The organism is Alkalicoccus saliphilus, assembly GCF_003044065.1.
Lineage (GTDB): Bacteria > Bacillota > Bacilli > Bacillales > Salisediminibacteriaceae > Alkalicoccus > Alkalicoccus saliphilus.
This window is the reverse complement of sequence record NZ_PZJJ01000018.1, coordinates 1-19,071: the sequence shown is the minus strand read 5'-3', so window position 1 is coordinate 19,071 and position 19,071 is coordinate 1. Positions and strand designations below refer to the sequence as shown.

Below are 19,071 nucleotides of genomic sequence, written 5' to 3'. Positions count from 1 at the left end.
ACAGGTCAAGGTGTGCCCAGTGAGGGATTCCGGTTGTGGCCACTCACAACCGGGGTTTCGACGTTTTGAAGGAGGGTTTGTTGAATGATCGAGATAGAAAAGCCGAAGATTGAAACGGTCGAATTAAGCGACGATCAAGCGTACGGAAAGTTCGTCGTAGAACCTCTGGAACGTGGATACGGTACAACGCTAGGGAATTCCCTGCGCCGCATTCTGCTCTCTTCACTACCGGGAGCGGCGGTGACATCCGTTCAGTTTAACGGAGTCCTGCATGAATTTTCTACGATTGAAGGAGTGGTTGAGGACGTAACAACCATTATCCTGAATCTGAAGCAGCTGGCGCTGAAGATTTACTCTGATGAAGAGAAGTCGATTGAGATCGAAGTGAGCGGAGAAGGAACAGTTACTGCTGCGGATTTCACGCATGACAGTGATGTAGAAATTCTTAACCCGGATCTTCACATCGCAACTCTTTCCAAAGGTGCCCAGTTCCAGATGAAAGTAACAGCTTCCCGCGGACGCGGCTACGTTCCGGCGGAAGGGAATAATACCGGAGATCTGCCAATCGGCGTGATTCCGGTTGACTCGATTTTCACACCGGTAGCGAGAGCAAACTACCAGGTGGAAAATACGCGCGTAGGTCAGGTTACAAACTATGACAAGCTGACACTGGACGTCTGGACAGATGGAAGTATCCGTCCGGAGGAAGCAGTTTCTCTGGGAGCTAAAATCCTGACAGAGCATTTAAACATCTTTGTCGGCTTAACCGATCAGGCACAGAATGCCGAGATTATGGTTGAGAAGGAAGAAGATCAGAAGGAAAAAGTACTCGAGATGACGATCGAGGAACTCGACCTTTCTGTCCGCTCCTACAACTGCCTTAAGCGTGCAGGAATCAACACGGTACAGGAACTGACGCAGAAATCCGAAGACGACATGATGAAAGTGCGTAACCTTGGACGTAAATCCCTTGAGGAAGTTCAGGAAAAACTGCACGAGCTCAGTCTCGGTCTGCGCAGAGAAGAATAAAACCGCCGGATCCGGCGGGATGTTATTTGTGAAGGAGGGAAACTACCATGGGATACAGAAAGCTAGGCCGTGACAGCAGTGCCCGTAAAGCATTGCTTCGCGATTTAACGACAGACCTCATCATCAATGAGCGCATCGAAACGACAGAGCCGAAGGCAAAGGAAATCCGCTCTATCGTGGAGAAGATGATCACTCTTGGAAAGCGTGGAGACCTTCATGCCCGTCGCCAGGCTGCTGCCTTCGTACGTAAGGAAGTTGCTGACGAGGAGACTGGTCAGGACGCTGTTCAGAAGCTTTTCGACGATGTCGCAAAGCGTTATGAAGATCGTCAGGGAGGTTACACGCGCGTAATGAAGCTTGGACCTCGCCGCGGTGACGGTGCAGAAATGGCCATCATCGAGCTTGTATAATTAATTCGGAAGGGCGGGATGCCATTGCTGGAAACAGTAATTGCGCACGCCCTTTTTTTTGTACCCGGCTTTGTAGAGATAAGGGAGCTTCCTTTGTGAATCGATAGATGCAGGAGGCCCTTGGCTGCTTTTCCGGAAGTTATCAGGGAAGCCTTGAAAGAAACAGAGGTCTGGACAGGCAGGTGTTTCGGTAATCGTACCGAAAGTGCCTCTCCAGGTCTTTCTGTCTCTTATAGCGAAAGCGGAAGAGCGGCACCCGCCCTGAGGCTGGAGCACGCTGTCATTGAATGGGCAGACCCTGCAGCGAATACGTTTTGCAGAAAGCACTGTTTTCTGTTTATCCCGTGAAAAGGATAAGCTTCTATTTTTCAGTAAAGGCGGCGGAGGCATGGATCCGATTGTGGTAGAGAACGTAACATTTTCATATAACAGGGAGACCCCCGTGCTTAAAAACGTCAGCCTGCGCGTGCAGAAAGGAGAATGGGCGGCAGTTGTCGGTCATAACGGCTCCGGGAAGTCGACGCTTGCTAAATGCCTTAATGGTCTTCTCGAGCCGGAAAGCGGCCGCGTCCTGACATGCGGAATGGATACGATGGATAAAAGCACGATTATGACGCTCCGCCGCCGGGCCGGGATGGTGTTTCAGCATCCTGACAATCAGATTGTAGCCCCCACGGTAGCAGACGACATCGCTTTCGGACTCGAGAATGCCGGTGTGCCGTACGAAGAAATGAAAGAGCGGGTGAAAGAAAGCATCAGCCGTCTTCGGCTGGACGGGCTCGAAGAACAGGAGCCGCACCGCCTGTCCGGAGGGCAGAAGCAGCGTGTGGCTCTTGCAGGCATTAAAGCACTGCAGCCGGAAGTGATTATTCTTGATGAAGCGACATCCATGCTTGATCCGGCCGGAAGAAGTGAAGTGAGGAAAATGATGCGGGAGCTCTGCCGGGAAGAAGGGATGACGATTGTTGCTATTACCCACGATCTCGAGGAGGCTGCTGAAGCAGACCGGCTGTTCGTCATGGCCGGAGGAAAAATTCTTGAGGACGGACCGCCGGCAGCGATCTTTCAGAAAAGGGAACTTCTGCTTGAGGCAGGACTGGCTCTTCCGCTGCCCGTTTATCTTGCCCATGAACTCCGGGAGGCAGGGGTGGCAGTGGATACCGGGGTGACGTCGGAGAAGGAGCTGGTGAGCGCACTATGCGGATTGAAGCAGAACACGTAGGCTATACGTATATGAGCGGCTCCCCGTTTGAGACGGAGGCACTCCGGGACGTGTCGCTTGTTCTGGATTCCGGGAAGTATCACGCCGTAGTGGGTCATACCGGCTCCGGGAAATCAACGCTTCTGCAGCTTTTCAACGGGCTCGAAAAACCGACAGAAGGAAAACTGACGGTTGGAGACTGGACCATTACTCCGGAAACGAAACAGCGGGACCTGTACGACCTCCGCCGTCATGCAGGCATCGTTTTTCAGTTTCCGGAGCAGCAGCTGTTTGATGAGACCATTGTAAAAGACGTCATGTACGGCCCGTTAAATCTCGGATTGGAGAGAGAAAAAGCAGAACAGCTGGCTAAAGACACGCTGCTGCGCGTCGGCATCGGGGAAGAGCTGCATGCACGATCCCCGTTTGAATTGAGCGGCGGGCAGATGCGGCGGACAGCCATTGCCGGTGTACTGGCGATGGAGCCGGAGCTGCTTCTCCTTGATGAACCGACGGCCGGGCTCGACCCGAAAGGCCAGAAAGAAATTATGGAGCTGTTTTATGACTGGTTCAAAGAAAAGCCGGAGCGGACGATCGTTCTTATTTCGCATGATATGAACCAGGTGGCCCGCTACGCGGATCACGTCGTGGTGATGGCAGATGGGGAAAAGCAGCTGGAAAAAACGCCGGCAGAGCTTTTTACTGACGGCACAACGCTTCAGACCTACCAGCTGGCCATGCCGGAAACAGTCCGGATTTTAAAAGCACTGGAAGATGCCTCCGGACGGCCTGTCGCCTCCGATGCCTTCACCCGGGAAGAAACGCTCCGGCGGATTCTCGCCTGGGAGAAGGGAGAACGAAGCGGATGATGGATAACATTATTATCGGTCAGTATCTCCCGGGAAAATCTTTCGTTCACTCGCTCGATCCCCGGGCAAAAATAACGGCCGTCGTTTTATTTATGGTATTTATTTTTATTTCGCGCGATCCGTTTGTTCTTTCCATGGCCGTAGTTCTCACGGTGGCTGCGTTTCTTGCAGCAGGCATCCCGCCCCGGTTTTTCTGGAAGGGCATCCGGGTCATTCTGCTGATCGTCCTGCTGACATTCACTCTGCACCTGTTTATGACAAGAGAAGGAGACGTGTGGCTCGATCTCGGCTGGCTGACGATCTACAGCGGGGGAGTCATTGAAGGCGGGCTGATTGCGCTGCGTCTTCTGCTCCTGATTGTACTCGCAACGATGCTTACCCTCACAACGACCCCGGTGGACCTGACAGACGGCATGGAGCGTCTCATGAGCCCGCTGGAGCGCGTCCGGGTTCCAACTCACGAGCTGGCACTGATGATGTCGATTGCCCTTCGCTTCATTCCGACACTGCTCGGGGAAACGCAGAAAATTATTAAAGCGCAGACGGCCCGGGGAGCGTCTTTTTCCCAGGGGTCGATCTGGAAAAGGCTGAATGCCCTGATTCCCGTCCTGATACCACTTTTCGCCCAGTCATTCAAACGGGCGGAGGATCTTGCCATTGCGATGGAAGCAAGGGGGTATGCCGGCGGGGAAGGACGGACCAAGTTCCGCCAGCTTGCCTGGAGGAAGCGGGACACACTGATTCTCGTGTTGTTTTCGGCGTTCGGAGCTTTCAGTATCACTACTAGAATTCTGTAAGGAGATTACTTGTATGAAACGAATTCTTGCCCATATTTCCTATGATGGGAGCGGCTTCCGGGGCTACCAGAAGCAGCTGAATGCCCGTACCGTCCAGGAAGAAGTGGAACGGGCTTTAGCAAAACTTCATAAAGCGGAGAAATGGCAGGCAGTATCCTCCGGACGGACAGATACCGGAGTCCATGCGCTGAGGCAGCCGCTTCATTTCGACAGTCCGCTGCACATTCCCGAGGAGCGCTGGCCGATGGCACTGAACAGCCTCCTTCCAAAAGATATTCACGTGCATACGTGCCGGGAAGTCGACCCTTCCTTTCACGCGCGCTACGACGCTTCAGGCAAAGAGTATTTATACCGCATGACGACAGGTGAAGAGCACAGTGTGTTCAAACGTCACTATGAACACCAGCTCCGGAAGACCCCGGACCAGGAAAGAATGCAGCAGGCGGCGGACTTTATGCTCGGTACGCACGATTTTTCGAGCCTCTCTTCGCCGCGGACGTCTGTCGTGGATAAAGTACGGACGATGTATGCTGTAGATGTGCTTCAGGATACAAGCAGCTGGACACTCCGCTTTGTCGGGAGCGGCTTTTTATACCAGATGGTGCGTGTCATGACCGGTACACTCCTTGAAGTCGGCTTCGGGGCGAGAGAGCCTGAATCCATTCCTGCGATTATCCGGCAGGAGGAGCGGGCCGCTGCCGGAAAAACGGCCCCGGGACACGGCCTGTATTTGTCTCAGGTATTTTATGAAGAAGAAGCGCTGAAAGCCCATTTAGCCTCCATTCGGAAAAGCTGAACGAAAGACAAAAAATTTTTTTGAAAAAGCAACCCTGCCTGGTGTATTTCGTATTGACATCACCCGGCATGTGTTATATGATGATTAACGGTATTCTTATGCCCACTAGCCCCGGGTACGGAATCGATCGTAATTGACAGCAGTTTTTTATGAAGAGTCAGATTTAGGAGGGAAATAAAAATGCGTACAACATATATGGCAAGCCCTGAACAAGTAGAACGCAAGTGGCACGTAATTGACGCAGAAGGCAAGACGCTCGGTCGTCTTTCCACAGAAGCAGCCAGCCTGCTCCGCGGCAAGCACAAGCCGACATTCACACCACACATCGACACTGGTGACCACGTCATCATTATCAATGCAGAGAAGATTCACCTGACAGGTAACAAGCTGCAGGACAAGTACTACTACCGTCACAGCCGTTACCCTGGTTCCCTGAAGGCAACTTCAGCAGGTGACATGCGTGCGGAAAAGCCGGAGCGTCTGCTTGAGCTTTCTATCAAAGGCATGCTTCCAAAAGGTCGTCTCGGCCGTCAGACAGGCAAAAAACTTCACGTATATGCGGGCAGCGAGCATCCACACGCTGCACAAAAACCAGAAGCGTACGAACTACGCGGTTAATTCAGAAGGAGGGATTTTTCTTGGCACAAGTTCAATACTACGGAACAGGTCGTCGTAAAAACTCCGTTGCACGTGTACACCTAGTACCTGGGGATGGCAGCATTGTCATCAACAAGCGCGGCATCGATGAGTACTTTGACCTTGAAACACTAAAAGTAATCGCAAAGCAGCCACTCGCTGAAACAGAAACAGAAGGTACGTATGACGTACACGTAAACGTAAACGGTGGAGGATACACAGGCCAGGCAGGCGCAATCCGTCACGGTATCGCCCGTGCCCTTGTAACTGCAGACCCTGAATTCCGCCCGGCCCTTAAAGCAGCCGGCTACCTTACTCGTGACGCACGTGAAAAAGAGCGTAAGAAATACGGTCTTAAAGCAGCACGTCGTGCGCCTCAGTTCTCGAAGCGTTAATTTTTTTACAACTGCAAACGGCGCCCTTTCCTGTGGACGGAAAAGGCGCACGTACACCCCCTCTGCTACCAACCCGGCAGAGGGGGTTTTTGTGTGCTTATAAGCGATAATAGTTCGCCTTCGTTTCCATGGGGACGCTTTCCGAGCGGGCCGGTCTCAGCTAATTCCACTCTGGCTTTCTGAAGAAAGGCTCCTTTTCTCGTCTTTTTCTCCTGCTGAAGAAGAAATATTTTATAAAATAGGCTGCGTTCTATTCGGAGATAAACCTATGTTACCGAGGGAGTCTGGGACTGATGGCTGAAGGAAACTCAGCTCCAGTTCTGACGAGGAGGAGACCTCCGGCTGATATTGGTATCCGCAGATTTCCACATTGTTTTTTCTTCCGTACAATGGAAAGCGGGAAGATCCTTTTATGCTGATTTGTTTCATCAGGTATATCTGTTGAAAATACTGGTAGAACGGGTTTGTTTCTATGGAATTTATTTGATCAATTTGGTTTTAATAGAAAAAACAGCTTGATTCCCATGTTTACGTAAGAGCCCGGAGCTTTAACAGAGCCATTTTAAAAAAGAATGTCTCTAATATTTTATGTGAGACCGTCCGGACAATAAAGGAAGCCGAAGTGTAAGACGACGACTCCCGGAGGATTCAGCGCCGTCTGAAGATCCACTTATGCGGGGTTTCTTCCCGCATAAGTCAGCTGAAGACAAGCCCTCGGGAAAGCGTTCGTCTGTAACGGAGGCTGTCTACTACCTTTTTTACAATTATAAAAAGAACAATGTTCTCTACTTTAAATTAATAAGCACCGCTGTTTTATCATCCGCGGGTTTAAGTCTCGGGTACTTATAACAGAGAGGGTCCGACTGTTCGAGTTCGTTCACTTTTTTAAGCAGCGAATGGACGCCGTGTTTAAACGAGTGCGCTGCTGCTTCGTTCCATCCGTCCGAACCGGAATCCGGGGAAACAGGATACTGCAGGCCGTCGGACAGTAATAAAACTTTTGAAACGTTAATAAGCGGGATCGTCCCGGACTCAATGAAACGTTCTGCTTCTTTACTGCCGTCAAAGACCCCGTATCCATCGCTTTCATTCAGCTTCCGCCGGTTGGCGAGGAGAGTGGGGGACACATGCTCCTTTATTTCTTTATGCATCCGCTGCACGTCGTCCCCTGAGGGCAGGCCGTGCTGTTCCAGCCATTTCATGCGGTAGTCATGTGCTTCACGGATAGCCACGCTGTCCAGCCTGGATAAATGATCAAACGTTACTCTCCGTACTGTCCCGTCGCTGTACTCAAGAAACAGCATGCAGTCTCCGAGGTGTGCGTATTCCAGCGCGTCTTCGTGGAAGCGGACGGCCGTTCCTCCGCAGGTACTTCGCTCCTCTTTTGGAGTGGCGGAAACAGAAAGGTACTCCGACTCAGCCACCGCGGTTTCACTCAACGCAGCATTCGCCTGTTGAAACGCCGCCAGAGGGGAGGCAGTAACGCTCTCTGCCATTGCATCTCTGACCGTCTGAGAGGCGATCAAACCGGGCATACCGGTTTTCGCAAGAGAGGTGGCCCCGTCAATGACGGCAAAGAATCCGTGTGACTCATTTGAGATATATTGATCTTCATTATGTTCGTTACTTCCCTGCTCGTAAACAATGTCTACTGATTTAATCATTTTTATCATCCTTATGTTATAAATTGCCCGGTCCCTGAAGCATCATATAAAGACCAAAAGAACTGCCGATCATTAAAATACATACGGCGATGGTAATGAAGAAGTACTTCGCGTGGGACCTTGCCTGAAGAAAGAAAAAGCCTGCAAAGGAAAACAATAAAACACCGCCGAGTACCATGATTAAAAGTGCTGCGTCGAGAAAGTCCTGCGTACCCACGATGGAAATGGAACCAACTACGAGGCTCAGCAGGGCGGTAAAGAAGCCGAGAACTTTCATATTATCCGATTTCATCGTCTCCAGCTTCTGCTTCGACTGTTCCACCTGTTTCTGGAGAGTTTCCTGCTGCTCTTGGATATCATTTTTCGACTCTTCCAGCTGTTTTTTCAGGCTGCTGTTTTTATCATCAAGTTCCATCTTCGCTTCCTGCAGCTCAACTTTCAGCATATACCGCTGATAGTCGCCGATACGGAGGGCATAATTTTTCTCTTTAGAGGATTCCATATCAACCGCTTTTTCGATATGTTTCTTTGCAGAAGTAAAATTATGATGAAAAGCGGCTTCCCATCTGCCTTTTGTACAGTAAAATTTCGGGTAGGAGGGGTCCTTTTCGAGGACCTGATCAATCATACCGGAGGCGCTGCGGATTTCTTTTTCACTTAACAGTTCCTTTGTCTGGCCGGGGTATTCTTCCAGACCGGTGACGACCGCTTCCGAATAATTGTGAAGGATGCCGATGTGGCTGCTGCTTTCATCAAACTCCACCGCTTTTTTAATATAAGCCAATCCTTCCAGAAAGATCGTTTCCTCGGTTACCTGAATCAGGTAAGCCATCGATTTTAAATGCCAGTAGAAGGCACGGTCCTGAAAATGTTGTTGATACTCATTTACGTACATCCGCAATTCGCTGTAGTCTTTGTGGCGACGGAAATAGGTTGCTTTCAGGACAAAGTAAGCAAATCCACGATCATCGGCCTGCAGGTTTTTTGGTATGTACTGAAGAAGCCGCATATCACTTTCTTTGGCAAGGCAGGTCAGCTGTATCTCAAATTCTCTTCCAGCTTCACTGGAAAGGGAGCGGATAAAATCTTCGATGTTTTTGTAGTCATCTGTCGGTATTGTTTTTATGTCTTCGAGTGTATAACGCATGTTTTCACCTGCTTCACGTATAGGATGGCCTGCACAGCATTGGTTAAATCCGCTGAACGAAGCGTACTTTTCGTTTTTCACCTGTTGAATGGATCTTTTTTCATTATTTTATCATATATTTACAGTGACCGCCGGACGTAAAAGCCTTTTTACCGCAGTTTCAAGCCAGCTTGAGAAATGGAAGCAATGAGGCTGAAAATGCACAGAGCAATTTAAGGGTTTACTCCCGGGCATTTGGTGGTATGGAACCTTACAACTCTGTATAAGGATGAAAAATCCACCCTTCCGAACAACCCTTCAAAGCTTTGGAAACAGGCTTATTCCTCACCGATTCCCCGCCGTTTTAACGGCCCTTCCGTCGGACAATTCAAGCCCGGTTTATTTCAGATATCCTGCTTATCCCTGTTTATAACGAATGCGTGATTAAGGAGGGGAAAGACTATGCTGCGTAAAGAAAGGGTGAAAGGTGCAGGTGCTCCATCCCCATGGCTGCAGAGCTACATTGATTCTTCTGAAAAGCAGAAACAGTTATATAAGAAGACGTTAATTATCGTTACTATTTCACAGATTTTTGCGGGAGCCGGATTTGCAGCCGGTATAACAGTGGGTGCACTTTTAGCTCAGGATATGCTCGGAACGGCCGGCTTGGCAGGTCTGCCTGTGGCATTATTTACTTTAGGAGCGGCTCTGACCGCTCTGCTTGTCGGGCGCCTGTCCCAACGATCCGGGAGACGGACGGGGCTTACGGCCGGATTTTTGGCAGGTGGAGCAGGGGCTGTCGGAGTCATTATTGCAGCAGTGATAAACAGCGTCTTTTTATTATTTATCTCCTTGTTTCTGTATGGAGCCGGTGCAGCAACGAATTTACAGTCCCGCTACGCAGGAACAGATTTAGCAGACTCAACGCAGAGAGGGAAGGCGATCAGCATCGTTCTGGTTGCTATGACATTCGGAGCGGTAGCAGGTCCCAACCTTGTTGAAGTAATGGGAAGCTTTGCTTTAAGTATAGGAGTACCCGCACTGGCAGGACCGTTCATCCTGGCAGCGGCCGCGTATATTCTTGCCGGTATCATCTTATTTATCTGGCTTCGTCCTGATCCATTTATTGTGGCAAACGCCAGTCAGGCAGCAGAAAAAGAAAAAATTCCTTCTTCTCTGGAGGAGAAAGCGGTCCCGGCAGTCAATAATAAGCGGGGAGTTTTCACAGGAGCGGCCGTTATGTTTTTGACGCAGTTTGTCATGATAGCCATTATGACGATGACACCGATCCATATGGGGCACTACGGACATGGATTGAGTGCAGTCGGATTTGTCATAGGCTTTCACATCGGAGCCATGTTTCTCCCTTCCTTAGTAACCGGTTATCTTGTAGATAAAGCAGGCAGAGGGACAATGGTTATCGCATCTTCTGTGACACTGCTTGCTGCCGGAGCGATCGCAGCTTTAGGAACCGGGAATTCTCTGATTGTCCTTGTGGCATCACTCGGTCTGCTCGGCCTCGGGTGGAACTTTGGTTTAATCAGCGGTACCGCTATACTCGTAGACGCTACTTCACAGGGCACCCGCGCAAAAACACAGGGAACGGTGGATGTTTGGATTGCATTAGCAGGGGCGTTCGGAGGAGGATTATCCGGGCTGGTCGTGGCACAGTCCAGTTTTGCCGTTTTGGCAGTCATTGGAGCCTTACTTTCTTTATTACTTATTCCTATTATTATGTGGTATACGAGAGATCAAAATAAAAGTATAAACATTGCTGCGCCTGAAGAAAAAATGTCGTGAACGTAAAGTTCAATGGAAATCGGTGTAGATGTATATGCTGTGAAGATAACTTTTAAAATAAGGCTGCCTTGGAAATAAAAAAATGGACGTTCGCTTTCGTTTCCACGGAGAGGCTTTCCGAGCGGGCCGGCCTCAGCTAATTCCATCCTTCTTGCGTCGGATGGAATGGATCTTCGGCTCGGCCTTTATCGCTCAGGAGTCCCTCCATGTCCACTACAGCTTACGGTAAAAAAGACAGCACATAAACAGGCTACATTCCTCCCTGGTTTGATAGGAGATAACCTTACTGGAAAAGGACATTACATTTTCATTCTTCATGGTGCAAAGATAGTGCATGAGTGTCTCTGTTAAAGCTCCGGGTTGTTCTTGAAAAGTAGAACTTTTTTTCTATGAAAAAACGAGGCGGAAAGCGGCCTGTGGAAGAAGGAGATTGGAGAATAGGGCGCACCCTGCCAGAAAATCTCCTCCACGGCAGGCCGGTTGGAAGCGAAGTGTTTCTCGAGCCAGCCACAGCGAATATAGCTTAAAACAAAAAGCTCCAGGCCTTATTTCCCGGCCAGGAGCTTTTTCGTACGTTACGCCTGTTTTCTGCGGCGCTCTTCTTTTTCTGACTGCGCGGCGGACGGATCCTGCGTTTTTGCCGGCCGCTTCGCCCAGAGTGTGGCAAGGATCGGACCGGAAATGTTGTGCCAAACAGCGGCCGCAGCACTAGGCAGTGCCGCGAGAGGACCAAAGTGGGCGCTCGCGAGCGCTACGCCGAGGCCGGAATTCTGCATACCGACTTCCAGGGAAATAGCCCGCCGGGTCGATTCATCGAGTTTCATTGCTACGGCTGTAAAGTAGCCGAGCAGAAGTCCGAAAGCGTTGTGCAGCGCAACAGCGGTAAAGATAAGGAGGCCTGCTGAAGCGATATTTTCCACGTTACCGGCAACAACAGCCGACACGATAATAATGATCGCAAGCACCGAAATAAGCGGCACGACGGTAATACTTTTATCCACGGCTCTCGTAAAGAAACGGCGGATGGTCAGCCCGAGGACGATCGGAATAATAATCACCTGGACGATGGAAAGCACCATCGCACCTGCATCCACCGGCAGCCACTGGCCGGCAAGCAGCAGAAGAATAAACGGCGTCGTAATCGGTGCGAGAAGCGTGGAAAAAGAAGTCATCGACACGGAAAGCGGCAGGTTTCCTCTGGCGAGATACACCATGACGTTTGACGCTGTCCCGCCGGGTACCGAACCAAGAAGAACAAGGCCGGCTGCGAGTTCCGCCGGCAGGTTCAGCGCGTAAGCTATCGCAAATGCGCACAGCGGCATGATAACGTACTGGGCCACGACGCCGACGATGACAGGAAGCGGATTTTTGAAAATAATTTTGAAATCGACAGCCTTCAGTGTGAGACCCATCCCGAACATAACGACACCGAGCAGGATCGTAATATACGCGCCGAGCCCGACGAACAGATCCGGGAGCATAAAGGCAATAACAGCGATTGCCATGACCCAGAATGCAAAATATTTACCGGCAATGGAACTAATTTGTTCTAACAGTTTCATCGGCTTCATCTCCACGTTTTGTCCTGATAATTTTATTCGGGTTCATTATTTCTTCAGGATCCAGTGCCTGTTTGATTTTTTCCATCACAGCAAGCGCCGGTCCGTGTTCTTCCTCCTGGTATTTCTTTTTGCCGATGCCGACCCCGTGCTCCCCGGTACACGTTCCGCCGCGTGCGAGGGCATAGTAAACAATGTTTTCATTGAGTTCCGCAGCGTTTTTCATTTCTTCGCTGTCGTTTAAGTCAATCATCAGAAGCACGTGGAAATTGCCGTCCCCGACGTGGCCGACGATGCCGCCGACGAGTTCGAGGCGGTTTAATTCCTCTCTGGCATGGGCAACAGCGCCGGCAAGCTGCGAGATAGGGAGACAGACGTCTGTTACCATCAGCTTTTTGCCGGGATAACCGTGGACGTAAGCGTAGGCGAGGTTGTGGCGTGCTTCCCACAGCTGGTTTCTGCCGGCTGTTTCCATTTCAAAGTCAATGCTTTCGCAGGCGTGCTCTTCCATGATCGTTTTCATGAAGTCCACGTCCTGGGCGAGACCTGCTTCATTGCCGTGAAGTTCAAGGAACAGCGTCGGCATTTCTTTGTAGGATGTTTCCATATGTTTATTCACCTGCTGCATGGACGGTTCATCGACGAGTTCCACGCGTGCAATTTCAATACCGGACTGCAGAAGTGTCACGACACCGCCGACTGCGTCAGACACGGAAGGAAACGTAACACGTGCGGCCATGATCGATTCCGGAATGCCGTACACCCGGAGTGTCAGTTCCGTAAAGCATCCGAGCGTTCCTTCCGACCCGACAAACAAGCCGTTTAAATGATAGCCGGAGGACGATTTCACGGCTTCGCTGCCTGTATGTATGATCGTCCCTTCCGCTGTCACGACTTCCAGGTCCCGTACCTGATCCCGCATGACGCCGTATTTTACAGAGGTGGTTCCGCTTGCATTCGTTGCGGCCATGCCGCCGAGTGTTGCGTCGGCACCGGGATCCACAGTAAAAAACAGACCGTGCTTTTTCAATTCTTTATTCAGCTGGGAGCGGGTGACCCCGGGTTGAACTTTCACGAGAAAGTCGCTGTCCCGGATTTCCAGAATCTGATCCATTAAGGCAAAATCGACCGTAATGCCTCCTTCATGGGGAATGACGTGACCTTCAAGACTCGTTCCCCTCCCGTATGGGATAACCGGCATCCTGTATTTTTTCGCTGTACGCACAATGTGCTGTACTTCCTCCGTCGTTTTCGGATAGGCAATGCATGCAGGGAGTACAGGGGCATGGTACGATTCGTCTCCTCCGTGCTGCAAAAGCGCTGTTTCATTCTGTGTAACCTGCTCCACGGAAAGCAGGGACTGAAGCTCCTTCATAAGTTCCCGATGTTTTTCTTCCATAACGCAGTCCTCTTTTCTTTTATGTATCATCAGCTGTAGGCTGTCAGAATAAAAGCCCTTCCAAAGGGCTCCCGTCCCGTTTATTTTACTAAATTATCTGAAAAAAGCAATGGGGGAATGCGTTCGGAGAAGCAGGATGTAACCTTTTTCATCCTTATTTCGTAAGGATGAAAGAGAACACCGGCAAATTATTCGACTTCCTGCCGTCTGTTTGGTTAAATGTATAGTACGGTTTTAGAAAAAAGGAGGAATATGATGGATCCGTTTACGCTCATTCTCGTTATTATACTCGTCATCTTTTTCTTCCCGGTCATTCTTCGGGGAGTAGGATGTCTGATACGGACGGCTGCAACAGTCATTGTTATTATTGTGGCAGTTGCGCTGATTAGACAGTTTTTATAATGGAAAGCGGCAGGCAGCCTGAAAAATTCGGGGGCCTGTTTTTTACATATATTTTCAGAAGCAGAAAAGGTTTTGGTACAATGAATACACAAACAGGCCGGAATTAAAAAGGAGTACCATGTATGACAGAAGAGCAGCTGAAGCAGCACCTGCAGCAGCACCTGCAGCAGTTAACTATATGGAAGAACGGGGACCAGCGTGCTCCCCACAAGCCGCTGCTCGTATTATACGCCCTCGCCAAGTATCAGTCAGAAAAAATTTCCGCCCTTCCATACGAAGAGGTGAAGCCAAAATTGAAGGAGCTGTTAATGGAATTCGGTCCGAGAAGGCGTTCCTATGCACCGGAAGAACCGTTTGTCCGTCTCACCGGGGACGGCATCTGGCAGCTCGATAAGGAAATAGATCGCCGGAATCCAAGAAACAAACTACTTCTTCAGGAAAATGTTAAAGGAGGCTTTACGGAGGAAGTGTGCCGGATGCTGGATCGGCAGCCGCTGCTTTTAAAAGAAGCGGCGGAACTATTGCTGCAGGAGCATTTTCCGGAAACGATGCACGAGGATATTCTCGATGCGGTGGGGCTCGATATGGAAATGTACGCTTTGAGCCGGAAGCGGAGAGCCCGGGACCCCCGCTTCCGCGAGAAAATTCTCCGGGCGTACGAATACCGGTGTGCCGTCTGTGGATTTAACGTACGTCTCGGCAGTCAGCTTGTCGGAATCGAAGCGGCGCATATTAAATGGCATCAGATGGGCGGTCCTGATACAGAAGAAAACGGCATGGCGCTCTGCTCTCTTCACCACAAGCTGTTCGACCGCGGTGTATTTACGATTACTCCTTCAAGAAAACTTTTAGTTGCCGAAGAAGCAAACGGGTCCGCCGGATTTCAGGAATGGCTCCTTGATTTTCATGGACGGGAAATTTCTGCCCCGGTCCGCCCTGCTTATAAGCCGGATGAAAGTTTTATTCACTGGCATGTGAAGGAAGTGTTTAAAGGGCCGGAGCGTTATGTTGTGGAGTAACGTCAAAAAATATATGTGGTTTCTACTGGAAAAAGGGGATGTTCCATAAGTAAGAGAGCACGGTTTCGCACGGACTAAACCCTGTCAGATAAATTCCGATCTGACAGGGTTTAAAAATCTTAGTCCGACTCCACTTGTGCTATTCCGGCTGTTTCTATGATCCTTTTGAGACAGCCTTTTTTGATAAAGAGAGGTTATTTTCGTTCGTTTAGACTCACAGCAATCGCAGCACCGACTTCGGCGTTGTGCTTTACGAGAGCGATGTTCGCTTTGAGGCTGCCTCCGTCTGTGAGGTCATGAATGCGCTGCAGGAGATACGGTGTAGTGTCTTTTCCGGAGATGCCATCCGTCCGGGCTTCTTTTAAGGCTTTATTAATGATTTCAGAAATATCTTCTTCTTTCATCGCATGCTCTTCAGGAATTGGATTGGCAATTACTGCTCCCCCCTGAAGATCGAGAGCCCATTTGTCATGCAGCACCGCTGCAGCAGTTTCCGGCGTATCCACACGGAAATTGACAGGGAATTCGCTCGTGCGTGTAAAGAAAGCAGGAAGCTGATCTGTGCCGTAGCCGATGACGGGGACGCCTTTTGTTTCCAGATACTCCATAGTGAGTCCGAGGTCAAGAATGGATTTAGCACCGGCACAGACGACAGCAACGTTCGTTTTGGCAAGTTCGTCGAGGTCAGCGGAAATATCCATCGTTTTTTCCGCATCGCGGTGAACGCCGCCGATGCCACCGGTAACGAACACATCGATACCGGCACGTTCAGCGCAGATCATCGTAGCTGCAACGGTTGTTGCTCCGTGCTGTTTTGTAGCCGTAAGGTACGCAAGATCCCTTCGTGAAGCTTTAGCTACGTTTTCTGCAGTTCCGAGAGTTTCCAGCTCTTCATCAGTAAGTCCGACGTGAATAATGCCGTTAAGAATCGCAATCGTAGCAGGTACAGCTCCGTTATCGCGGATAATCTGTTCTACTTCCCGGGCGGTCTGTACGTTCTGCGGGTAAGGCATACCGTGGGAAATGATCGTCGATTCCAGAGCGACAACCGGCTTATTGTTTTCTTTGGCTTCGAGCACTTCCCGGCTGAGTTTAATGGCTTCATTCATGTTTATTCTGCCTCCGTTTCAATATGGTTATAAATGCTGTCTGCATGAAGATCACGGCGTACAGTTTCAGGGACGGCGAGTGTTGCTTCGGCATTTCTCATCCCGGCACGTACGGCTTCATCTAAAGAGCAGCCGTCGAGCTGGGCACGGATGAGGGCAGCGGAAAAAGCATCTCCGGCTCCGGTGACATCTACGACAGCCGGCGGCGTGCCTGCCGGTACGTGCCGGGCATCAGGAGCTTCCCGCTCTGCGTGTACTGCACCTGCTGCTCCGTCCGTTATAATGACTTTTTCCATTCCTTTAGTGAGCCACTCCCTGCAGGCTTTCTGCCAGTCCTCCCGGGTATCGAGAGAGAATCCGAGGGACGTTTCAGTTTCCTGACGGTTTGTCAGAAGCCAAGTAATGCCGTCCAGACTGTCGGGGATGCGGTTCATTTTCGGGGCGGAAACGGCGATAACAGCGAGCGGAATTTTTCCCCGTCGGGCAGTCTGCTGTACCGCTTCCACCGACTCCCGCGGACAGTTCAGATCGATAATAAGGCAGGAGCTCCGAATAAGTAGAGACTCGTTCCGACGGATAAGGTCGGGAGTAATCGAGTCGAACACGTCCATGTCGGCCATCGCAAGAGCCATTTCTCCATCCGGAGCAAGTACAGCACTGTAGGATCCGGTGGAAGCACCGGATACAAAAGCTGTCCGTTCTAAATCAACAAAAGGGGAGGTGGCTTCTTCAATCAGCTGCCACTCCACGTCACGGCCGGCTGCCGTAAGGAGAACCGTGTCCGTTTCCATCCGTCCGAGGTTTTCCGCAATATTCCTGGCGACTCCACCTGCGCTTTGTACAGAAGAAGTCGGATTTGAGGTTCCCCACTGCAAAGGATCTTTCGCTGTGTACTTGCGGTCGACATTCGCCCCTCCGATACATACTGCCGGCGATGATTCGTTGACGATATACGCTTTCCCTTTAATCAGTTCCTTTTTCATAAGGGAAGAAATAATATTTGCCACCGACGGACGGGAGAGACCGACACTGTCGGCAAGTGCCTGCTGGGAGATAAAAGGGTTATCCCGGATCAGACGGAACACTTCCTGCTCATTTTCCGGAAGATCCGTCCAGCGAAAACGGGTCATAGTGCACCTCCTAATGATATTTGTAAAAAATATAAACTTTTGTTTGTTAAATTTAGTTTAAAGGTTGCTATAGAAGAAGTCAAGTAAGAAAGCGGGGATACTAAGTATTTAATAGCTAAGTTTGAGTGTTGAGATATTTCAGATATTCTGATGTTAAAACAGTAATCCTTAATAAGAAGCAGATTTTAGTGGAAGTACGTAGCATGTTTAAAATAGACGTATTTATAGTTTCTGTTCATAATAAGACCGCAAACAAATTTCTATTGAGAATTGTTTGCGGTCTTATTTTTATTTACATCAACTTAGTAAAAAACAGGGGAAACCATGAGAATCGACAAGGCTCCTACTAAAGGTAGGATCACAGCCGTTACAAATACGTATTTGTACCCTTTAGCGAAAGCAACGCCTGTCAAAGTGAACATTACTACGATGACTGAATTCCATGGAACAGCGTCCAATCCTATGGCAGTGGTAGACATTAGTCGGTGAACTAATTCAGGATCGTATCCCCATGAAACAAATGTTTCCCCAAATAAATCAACAATCATTGTCAGACTGCCGGAAGAAGAACCGGTCATTGCTGCGATGACTGAAGTCACAGCCATAACGATCAAGAGTTCATTTACAGGAAGTTCAAATAATAATTCCTGTGCGACTTCGAAAAATGGTACCTGTTCTACGACTCTGGCAACTCCTACGACTACAGAAACATATATAAGAGGAACAAATCCATTCTCTGCCCCTTTACTTAAGGAAGAAATTATATCTTGCAGCGATTTCCAAAATAACAGCACAGCCAGAACGCTTGCAACCAGAAGCCCTATAATAATTTCAATATTGAAAATATTTACTGAAGCAAGAGCTACCATTATAGGTAGAATTGATATCCACACGTTAGGAGCGGTATTTGCATAATCTTTCTGAGTAGACGAACTTGCTTTGATATTTTGAAATTCTTTAATATCAAACTTTTGCTCAGAATTTTTAAGCAAAAATCTTACAAATACCGCTGCTAAAACAAGGTATACAATTGAAGCAATAATACCTACCCAGGCTCCAGCCATAAGGTTGGTACCAAAATACTGGGTTGGGATAATATTAAGAATTTGTAGAGAACCTGGAAGCATCCCTACTGGGGGAATGGTACCGATAAGAGCAATGGCAGGGAAGTAGGACCAGGGAATCTGCAAACGCTCAAATAAGTTTTTACCAATAGGAAGAATAATAAATATAATAACAAATATGCTTACCCCCCCATATAAAAGCAGCATGATCAACCCGCAGAAAGCAACAAGAGACCATTTTTCACCTGCCTTATCTACGATAGTAGTAGCAAGTCTCCAGCTTGCACCGCTATCTTCCAAAATTTTACCAAACATTGCTCCTATACAAAATAAAAGCAAATAGTCTCCAGCAAATCCAGCAAATCCCTCCATATAGGGCCCTGTCCAAATGTCAGCTATATTCAGGCCGCCAAAGCCTGCAATAATAGCACTGGCAGCGAGCGTAGCCAGTAATAGACTGATCTTTTTCCAGACGGAGATCATTAGAACCAAAAATCCTAATAAAATACCCAAACCGCTCCATAATTCCATATACCTCTCTCCTCGTATAGTATGTTTAAGTCCCTTTGGAACTTATCAATTTCTCTTGCTTTCTTCTCAAGGATACTTTCCTCTTGGACACCTCGAGATATTTCTAGATAATGGTCTTAGGATCATTTGGGACAA

At 49.3% G+C, this 19,071-nt stretch carries 18 protein-coding genes; 11 read left to right on the top strand and 7 right to left on the bottom strand.

Features of this window, described 5'->3' with window-relative positions:
• The first annotated feature begins 84 nt into the window (after window positions 1–84).
• The 8 genes from C6Y45_RS11095 (at window position 85) to rpsI (ending at window position 6,133) form a co-directional block, all read left to right on the top strand.
• Complete coding sequence (locus C6Y45_RS11095; protein ID WP_107585292.1) at window positions 85–1,029, top strand: DNA-directed RNA polymerase subunit alpha; 945 nt, start codon at window positions 85–87, stop codon at window positions 1,027–1,029.
• A gap of 47 nt (window positions 1,030–1,076) precedes the next feature.
• On the top strand, window positions 1,077–1,439 hold the full coding sequence (gene rplQ, locus C6Y45_RS11090) for a 50S ribosomal protein L17 (RefSeq protein ID WP_107585291.1): 363 nt from the start codon (window positions 1,077–1,079) through the stop codon (window positions 1,437–1,439).
• Between the two features lie 388 nt (window positions 1,440–1,827).
• Window positions 1,828–2,661: an energy-coupling factor transporter ATPase gene (locus C6Y45_RS11080; protein WP_107585289.1), complete on the top strand. Its 834-nt coding sequence runs from the start codon at window positions 1,828–1,830 to the stop codon at window positions 2,659–2,661.
• Window positions 2,637–3,509 carry an energy-coupling factor transporter ATPase gene (locus C6Y45_RS11075; RefSeq protein WP_107585288.1) on the top strand — a complete coding sequence of 291 codons (873 nt, stop codon included), beginning with the start codon at window positions 2,637–2,639 and terminating at the stop codon, window positions 3,507–3,509. Before C6Y45_RS11080 ends, C6Y45_RS11075 begins: the two co-directional genes overlap by 25 nt.
• Window positions 3,506–4,306, top strand: a complete 801-nt coding sequence (locus C6Y45_RS11070; RefSeq protein WP_107585287.1) for an energy-coupling factor transporter transmembrane component T family protein — start codon at window positions 3,506–3,508, stop codon at window positions 4,304–4,306. The genes C6Y45_RS11075 and C6Y45_RS11070 overlap by 4 nt, the downstream gene beginning before the upstream one ends.
• 13 nt (window positions 4,307–4,319) lie before the next feature.
• Window positions 4,320–5,102 carry a tRNA pseudouridine(38-40) synthase TruA gene (gene truA, locus C6Y45_RS11065; RefSeq protein WP_107585286.1) on the top strand — a complete coding sequence of 261 codons (783 nt, stop codon included), beginning with the start codon at window positions 4,320–4,322 and terminating at the stop codon, window positions 5,100–5,102.
• 180 nt (window positions 5,103–5,282) lie between these two features.
• Window positions 5,283–5,720 carry a 50S ribosomal protein L13 gene (rplM, locus tag C6Y45_RS11060; protein WP_107585285.1) on the top strand — a complete coding sequence of 146 codons (438 nt, stop codon included), beginning with the start codon at window positions 5,283–5,285 and terminating at the stop codon, window positions 5,718–5,720.
• Window positions 5,721–5,740: 20 nt separating this feature from the next.
• Window positions 5,741–6,133, top strand: coding sequence for a 30S ribosomal protein S9 (gene rpsI / locus C6Y45_RS11055; protein ID WP_107585284.1), 393 nt, complete (start codon window positions 5,741–5,743; stop codon window positions 6,131–6,133).
• 785 nt (window positions 6,134–6,918) lie between these two features.
• Here the strand turns inward: rpsI and C6Y45_RS11050 are convergent.
• Window positions 6,919–7,797, bottom strand: coding sequence for a protein phosphatase 2C domain-containing protein (locus tag C6Y45_RS11050; protein WP_160058328.1), 879 nt, complete (start codon window positions 7,795–7,797; stop codon window positions 6,919–6,921).
• 16 nt (window positions 7,798–7,813) lie between these two features.
• Complete coding sequence (locus C6Y45_RS11045) at window positions 7,814–8,944, bottom strand: hypothetical protein (protein ID WP_107585282.1); 1,131 nt, start codon at window positions 8,942–8,944, stop codon at window positions 7,814–7,816.
• Window positions 8,945–9,385: 441 nt separating this feature from the next.
• Between C6Y45_RS11045 and C6Y45_RS11040 the strand changes: the two genes are divergently transcribed.
• On the top strand, window positions 9,386–10,723 hold the full coding sequence (locus C6Y45_RS11040) for an MFS transporter (RefSeq protein ID WP_107585281.1): 1,338 nt from the start codon (window positions 9,386–9,388) through the stop codon (window positions 10,721–10,723).
• A 575-nt stretch (window positions 10,724–11,298) separates the two neighbouring features.
• Here C6Y45_RS11040 and C6Y45_RS11030 read toward each other — a convergent pair.
• Window positions 11,299–12,285: a bile acid:sodium symporter family protein gene (locus C6Y45_RS11030; RefSeq protein ID WP_107585279.1), complete on the bottom strand. Its 987-nt coding sequence runs from the start codon at window positions 12,283–12,285 to the stop codon at window positions 11,299–11,301.
• Window positions 12,263–13,681 carry an FAD-binding oxidoreductase gene (locus tag C6Y45_RS11025; protein ID WP_107585278.1) on the bottom strand — a complete coding sequence of 473 codons (1,419 nt, stop codon included), beginning with the start codon at window positions 13,679–13,681 and terminating at the stop codon, window positions 12,263–12,265. The genes C6Y45_RS11030 and C6Y45_RS11025 overlap by 23 nt, the downstream gene beginning before the upstream one ends.
• A gap of 255 nt (window positions 13,682–13,936) precedes the next feature.
• On the opposite strand from C6Y45_RS11025, the gene C6Y45_RS17570 reads away from it, so the two are divergent.
• Together C6Y45_RS17570 and C6Y45_RS11020 are read left to right on the top strand one after the other, a co-directional pair.
• Window positions 13,937–14,083, top strand: a complete 147-nt coding sequence (locus C6Y45_RS17570) for a hypothetical protein (RefSeq protein WP_160058324.1) — start codon at window positions 13,937–13,939, stop codon at window positions 14,081–14,083.
• Between the two features lie 122 nt (window positions 14,084–14,205).
• The gene (locus C6Y45_RS11020) at window positions 14,206–15,102 is read left to right on the top strand and encodes a phosphorothioated DNA-binding restriction endonuclease (RefSeq protein WP_107585277.1); all 897 of its coding nucleotides are present in this window, start codon (window positions 14,206–14,208) and stop codon (window positions 15,100–15,102) included.
• A 194-nt stretch (window positions 15,103–15,296) separates the two neighbouring features.
• Here the strand turns inward: C6Y45_RS11020 and C6Y45_RS11015 are convergent, their stop codons facing one another.
• The 3 genes from C6Y45_RS11015 to C6Y45_RS11005 all read right to left on the bottom strand — a co-directional run bounded on the left by C6Y45_RS11015 (window position 15,297) and on the right by C6Y45_RS11005 (window position 18,936).
• Complete coding sequence (locus C6Y45_RS11015; RefSeq protein WP_107585276.1) at window positions 15,297–16,211, bottom strand: pseudouridine-5'-phosphate glycosidase; 915 nt, start codon at window positions 16,209–16,211, stop codon at window positions 15,297–15,299.
• Between the two features lie 2 nt (window positions 16,212–16,213).
• Window positions 16,214–17,341 (bottom strand): carbohydrate kinase, encoded by a 1,128-nt coding sequence (locus C6Y45_RS11010; RefSeq protein WP_107585275.1) that lies wholly within the window; start codon window positions 17,339–17,341, stop codon window positions 16,214–16,216.
• A gap of 302 nt (window positions 17,342–17,643) precedes the next feature.
• Window positions 17,644–18,936 carry a GntP family permease gene (locus C6Y45_RS11005; RefSeq protein WP_107585274.1) on the bottom strand — a complete coding sequence of 431 codons (1,293 nt, stop codon included), beginning with the start codon at window positions 18,934–18,936 and terminating at the stop codon, window positions 17,644–17,646.
• Window positions 18,937–19,071 lie beyond the last annotated feature (135 nt).

Bases quoted from the DNA above. Each gene is read 5' to 3' on its own strand.
- C6Y45_RS11095 (WP_107585292.1), top strand. From the start codon at position 85: ATGATCGAGATAGAAAAGCCGAAGATTGAAACGGTCGAATTAAGCGAC.
- rplQ (WP_107585291.1), top strand. From the start codon at position 1,077: ATGGGATACAGAAAGCTAGGCCGTGACAGCAGTGCCCGTAAAGCATTG.
- C6Y45_RS11080 (WP_107585289.1), top strand. From the start codon at position 1,828: ATGGATCCGATTGTGGTAGAGAACGTAACATTTTCATATAACAGGGAG.
- C6Y45_RS11075 (WP_107585288.1), top strand. From the start codon at position 2,637: ATGCGGATTGAAGCAGAACACGTAGGCTATACGTATATGAGCGGCTCC.
- C6Y45_RS11070 (WP_107585287.1), top strand. From the start codon at position 3,506: ATGATGGATAACATTATTATCGGTCAGTATCTCCCGGGAAAATCTTTC.
- truA (WP_107585286.1), top strand. From the start codon at position 4,320: ATGAAACGAATTCTTGCCCATATTTCCTATGATGGGAGCGGCTTCCGG.
- rplM (WP_107585285.1), top strand. From the start codon at position 5,283: ATGCGTACAACATATATGGCAAGCCCTGAACAAGTAGAACGCAAGTGG.
- C6Y45_RS11050 (WP_160058328.1), bottom strand. From the start codon at position 7,797: ATGATTAAATCAGTAGACATTGTTTACGAGCAGGGAAGTAACGAACAT.
- C6Y45_RS11045 (WP_107585282.1), bottom strand. From the start codon at position 8,944: ATGCGTTATACACTCGAAGACATAAAAACAATACCGACAGATGACTAC.
- C6Y45_RS11040 (WP_107585281.1), top strand. From the start codon at position 9,386: ATGCTGCGTAAAGAAAGGGTGAAAGGTGCAGGTGCTCCATCCCCATGG.
- C6Y45_RS11030 (WP_107585279.1), bottom strand. From the start codon at position 12,285: ATGAAACTGTTAGAACAAATTAGTTCCATTGCCGGTAAATATTTTGCA.
- C6Y45_RS11025 (WP_107585278.1), bottom strand. From the start codon at position 13,681: ATGGAAGAAAAACATCGGGAACTTATGAAGGAGCTTCAGTCCCTGCTT.
- C6Y45_RS17570 (WP_160058324.1), top strand. From the start codon at position 13,937: ATGGATCCGTTTACGCTCATTCTCGTTATTATACTCGTCATCTTTTTC.
- C6Y45_RS11020 (WP_107585277.1), top strand. From the start codon at position 14,206: ATGACAGAAGAGCAGCTGAAGCAGCACCTGCAGCAGCACCTGCAGCAG.
- C6Y45_RS11015 (WP_107585276.1), bottom strand. From the start codon at position 16,211: ATGAATGAAGCCATTAAACTCAGCCGGGAAGTGCTCGAAGCCAAAGAA.
- C6Y45_RS11010 (WP_107585275.1), bottom strand. From the start codon at position 17,341: ATGACCCGTTTTCGCTGGACGGATCTTCCGGAAAATGAGCAGGAAGTG.
- C6Y45_RS11005 (WP_107585274.1), bottom strand. From the start codon at position 18,936: ATGGAATTATGGAGCGGTTTGGGTATTTTATTAGGATTTTTGGTTCTA.